The sequence below is a fragment of the Bacteroides sp. LFL-34 genome (genome assembly GCF_027257075.1).
Classification (GTDB): Bacteria; Bacteroidota; Bacteroidia; order Bacteroidales; family Bacteroidaceae; genus Bacteroides; species Bacteroides ovatus.
In genome coordinates this window covers 1-1,958 of sequence record NZ_JAPQKZ010000120.1, presented here as the reverse complement: position 1 = coordinate 1,958, position 1,958 = coordinate 1, and the positions used below count along the sequence as shown (strand labels likewise).

General features: G+C 57.5%; 2 protein-coding genes. Both read left to right on the top strand.

What is annotated here, in order from left to right; all coding sequences use genetic code 11:
* A partial coding sequence (locus N5O98_RS27085) for a fimbrillin family protein (RefSeq protein WP_269496244.1) occupies nt 1-1,311 on the top strand: 1,311 nt, incomplete at its 5' end.
* Nucleotides 1,312-1,374: 63 nt separating this feature from the next.
* On the top strand, nt 1,375-1,958 hold a 584-nt coding region (locus N5O98_RS27080; RefSeq protein ID WP_269496241.1), incomplete at its 3' end, for a fimbrillin family protein.

The window sequence follows — 1,958 nt, the reverse complement described above, 5'->3', positions numbered from 1 at the left end:
GAATTTACCCACCGCACGGCACGCGTGACAATCGAACTGAAGCCCGGCACGGGATTCACGAGCGTCGCCGGTGCCACGGTGAGCCTCGTGAGCCTGTCCGCCGATAACGGCAACCCGACCGCCATCAAGACCTACAACGCAAGCGGCAACACCTACGAGGCACTAACCGCCCCGCAGACCGTTGCGGCAGGCAAACCGTTCGTCAAGGTGGAACTCGGCGGCGGCACCTTCTACTTCCGTCCGCAGAACAACGTCGTATTAGAAGCGGGCAGCCGCTATAAGTATACCGTTAAGGTGAACACCACTGGCTTGACGTTAGAAGGTTGCACCATCGGCAGCTGGGCTGACGGCGGCGGCGAGAGCGGCGCAGCCGAGGATTTGGGCTACATCTACGACAGCAACACCAAGACCTACACGGTCTATAACGCCGACGGCCTGATGAATATAGCCGAATTAGTGAACGGAGGTAAGACCGACATTAACATTACCCTCACCGCCGACATTGACCTCACAGGCAAAAACTGGACACCGATAGGCACAGACTACGACAACTCATACAAAGGCACCTTCGACGGTGGCGGCCATACCATTACGGGGCTGACCTTTACGACAAATGACGAATATGTGGGTCTGTTCGGCTGGCTCAATAGAGCTGGTACGGTGAAGAACGTGGTGATGGAGGGCGTACAGATAACAAGCCATCAAATATATGGCGGCAGTATTGGCGGCGTGGTAGGATATAGCTGGGGCACCATTGAAAACTGCTCGGTGTCGGGCAGCGTCAGCGGCACGGTGTATGTCGGCGGTGTGGTGGGTGCTCAAATAGGCGGTTCCATCACCGGATGCAGTTCCTCTGCCACAGTGAAGGGAACGGTCGATGTCGGCGGCGTGGCAGGTCAGACGAATTCGAGTGCCACCCTGACCGCTTGCTATGCCACGGGCAACGTGACCATAGAAATAAACCCCGCAAAGAATATCGCTGGCGGCAGTCTGGTGGGAATGAACGCAGGAAGCAGCCTCCTTGCCTGCTATGCCACGGGCAACGTAACCAGTACGGGTAGTAGCACTGGCAAAGTACATATCGGCGGCTTTTTGGGAAATAACTACACCACCGTGACTGCCTGCTATTGGAAGAACAATCATGAACAAGGCATCGGCTACAATAGGGAAAGCACCGGAGCCACGAAGGTGGACGGCTCTGTCGTTACCTGGCAGAAAGCCGTTGATGCCATGAACACCGCCTTGCAGAACGCAGGCTCAGAGTGGCGTTACGAACTTAAAGGAGCATTGCCTACCTTGAGGAAGCAGTAAACCGTCGGGCGGAAAAGTTCCGCCCACAACGGAAAGAACCAGAGTAATAAAACAACAGATATAATGAAGACAAGATTTTTTGCACTTGCAGCGCTCGCCCTCTTATTGGGCACCTGCACGCAGGACGAAGCAGGCTTCCTGCCGGAAGGGGCGGAAGGCACATCCATCGTCTTCACCGCCACGGGGCTGAACCCCGCTGCGACAGCCATCGCCGGCACCCGTGCCCCTGTGGATGGCAATTGGGAGGGTGTGCAGAGCGTGGCAGTCATGATGGACGGCACGGTGAAGGCATACGACGTGACGCCCTCCACCGCCGACCCCACCAGCGCCACGCTGACCTCCACCGACCCGTACTACTGGACCAACCACAAAGACATCACCGTTACGGCGTGGTGGCCCTACACCGCTGACGAGACAGCTCCGCCTGCTGTGAAGGTAAAAGCCAACCAAAGTGCCCAGAAAGACTTTGAGGGCAGCGACCTCATCGTAGCCGACGGACAGAAGGTGACCTACGGTAGCCCCACGCTACGCTTCACCCACCGCACGGCGCGGGTGACCGTCGTTCTGACGGACTACACCGAGGGGCTGGCATCCGTGCAGCTGACGGGTCTCTCCACCGAGAATGACAATCCAGATAAAATCACCCC